General features: G+C 67.2%; 3 protein-coding genes. All 3 read left to right on the forward strand.

Annotated features, from left to right (window positions below; translation table 11 throughout):
* The coding region (locus G8767_RS35085) for an MFS transporter (RefSeq protein ID WP_166814264.1) at positions 1 to 1,090 on the forward strand (1,090 nt) is incomplete at its 5' end.
* Positions 1,091 to 1,103: 13 nt separating this feature from the next.
* Positions 1,104 to 1,700 (forward strand): universal stress protein, encoded by a 597-nt coding sequence (locus G8767_RS36680; RefSeq protein ID WP_003946090.1) that lies wholly within the window; start codon positions 1,104 to 1,106, stop codon positions 1,698 to 1,700.
* Entirely contained in the window at positions 1,618 to 2,139 is a 522-nt protein-coding gene (locus G8767_RS35095; RefSeq protein WP_231915899.1) for a PaaI family thioesterase, read from the forward strand. Before G8767_RS36680 ends, G8767_RS35095 begins: the two co-directional genes overlap by 83 nt.
* The last annotated feature ends 153 nt before the right edge of the window (positions 2,140 to 2,292 follow it).

A 2,292-nucleotide genomic window follows, 5' to 3' on the forward strand; every position in this document is an offset into this window, starting at 1 on the left:
GGTACTGCTCGAGCGGTGGTCATGGCCTTCGGTGTTCGTCGGGTTGACCGTGGCGGGGGTGGTGCTGGCGGGGTTGGCGTGCACTATCGCCGAGTCCCGAGAGAGCGAGCATCCCCCGGTGGACTGGGTGGGTGCGGCGGTGGTGGCCGTCGCGATCGCGGCGATCGTGTTCGCCGCGATCGAGGTTCCCGCGCGGGGCTGGGCCGACCAGCTCGTCGCCGCTATCGCCGGGGTCGGTCTCCTGGCAGCGGTGGTGTTTGTGATCGTAGAGCTGCGGTCTTCTGCGCCACTGCTGGACGTGCGGTTGTTCGCCCGCCGCGGTTTCGGGGCCGGCTCGCTGTCGGTGACCATCCAGTTCCTGGTTACCTTCGGAGTGTTCCTGCTGTTGGTGCAGTACCTGCAGCTGATCCTCGGCTATGGGCCGCTGGCCTCGGCACTGGCGTTGGCGCCGATGGTGGTGCCGCTGGTCGTGATCTCGGTAATCGCACCGTGGTTGTCGAGCCTCGTCGGGTTGAAAGTGATGACCGTCTCAGGACTGCTTGCCATCGCTGCCGGACTGGTGCTGGTAAGCCGGTTGACCGTGGCCGCGGACTATCCCGGCCTGCTGTGGCCGCTGCTGATCATGAGCGCGGGTCTGGGATTGTGCACCGCCCCGGCGACCTACGCCATCGTCGCCGACACCCCTGCGGCCAAACAGGGGGTCGCCGCCGCGGTCAACGACGCTGCCCGCGAGATCGGCGCCGCGATCGGGATCGCCGTGGCTGGCAGCGTGCTCGCCGCAGGCTATACCCACCACATCCAGCCCGCTCTGCCCCAGCTTCCCGAGCCCGCCCGCGGCCCGGTCGCCGATTCCCTGGCCGCTGCTCTGCAGGTCGCTGACCAGGCCGGACCGGCGGCCCTACCGCTGGCCGAGTTCGCCAAGGCAGCGTTCGTGCACGGCAGCAGCCAGGCCGCGCTCACGCTGGCCGCCCTCACCGCCGCCGGGGCGATCGTGCTGGCAGTCCTCTCTCCCGGCCCCACCACCCGCCGCTCCCGCGCGTCACGCACTCACACGAACACCCCTCCCCGCTCGAACACCCCCTTCTCGTGAAAGAGGCCCCATCATGACGGCCTATCGCACGATCCTCGTCGACACCGACGGATCCGACTACTCCTACCGCGTGGTCGACCACGCCGCCGAGCTGGCTCACGTCACCCACGCCCGACTCCTGATCATCTGCGCCCGTCACGACATCGACGAACGCGCACTCGGTACTGACGTCGACCGGCTGCGAGGTACCACACCCACCGACGCCATCCTGCGCACCGCGCACCAACATGCGATCGCCCACGGCGCCGTCGACATCGAAACTCGCATCCTGCCCGAGCCCACCGTCCGCGCACTGTTTCACCTAGCCGGCCCGACCGCCGACGACCTCATCGTCACCGCGAACCCCCACCGGTCACCACTGGCCCGGCTACTATTACCTCGCCGGCCGAGCTTGCCCACAAAGCCCACTGCGACATCCTCATTGCTAATGGTGAGGACACCTACGGAAGGCGTCCATGACCGAGCACACACCCAACACCAACACACCCGAGACCGCCGGCCCCGAACCTTTCGAGGCCGAGGACTGGATCCGTACCTTCGCTGTGGCGCCGCCCGAACACGTCGACCTGCCGCCTCACCACCCCCACTGCCTTGGTTGCGGACCGGCTAACCCTCACGGCCACCAGTTGCGCGTCCGACGCGACGCACACGGCGTCTACGCCCACCACAGCTTCGATTCCCGCCATGTCGGCGCCCCAGCGATTGCCCACGGGGGCGCGGTCGCCACCGTCCTCGACGACTTGTTCGGGTTTCTGCTCTACACCGTGGGAGAGCTCGCCGTCACCCGCCACCTCGCTATCGACTACCTCGCCCCGGTCCTGCTCGACACCCCCTACACCCTCCGCTCTCACATCCACTCCCGAGCAGGCCGCAAACTACACCTGCGAGCCACCATCGAAAACAACCACGCCCACGTGGTCACTACCGCCACCGCACTGTTCCTCATCGTCGACATCGACCACTTCCTGACCCCCCGACACAACGCCTCGGCGGCGACCGCGCCCACTACACACGAAGACCAACAAGGCCCTCAGATGGACAGTCCCTGACGTGTCCCTCTAGCCGATCCGCGGGGGGGTCTGTCCAGAAAACGGTGTAATTGGTTGATTTCTAACTACTTTCGTCCGGCAGACAGCCGTCCGTCGAACGTTATCTCGAAGGCATTCAGTGCTGCCTTCCATCGGTTGGACCAGCGTTGGCGG

It is taken from the genome of Rhodococcus sp. IC4_135, assembly GCF_011602025.1.
In the GTDB taxonomy this organism is placed as follows: domain Bacteria; phylum Actinomycetota; class Actinomycetes; order Mycobacteriales; family Mycobacteriaceae; genus Rhodococcus_F; species Rhodococcus_F baikonurensis.

Excerpts from the sequence above, each read along its gene's own strand:
- G8767_RS36680 (WP_003946090.1), top strand. The coding sequence starts at position 1,104 with ATGACGGCCTATCGCACGATCCTCGTCGACACCGACGGATCCGACTAC.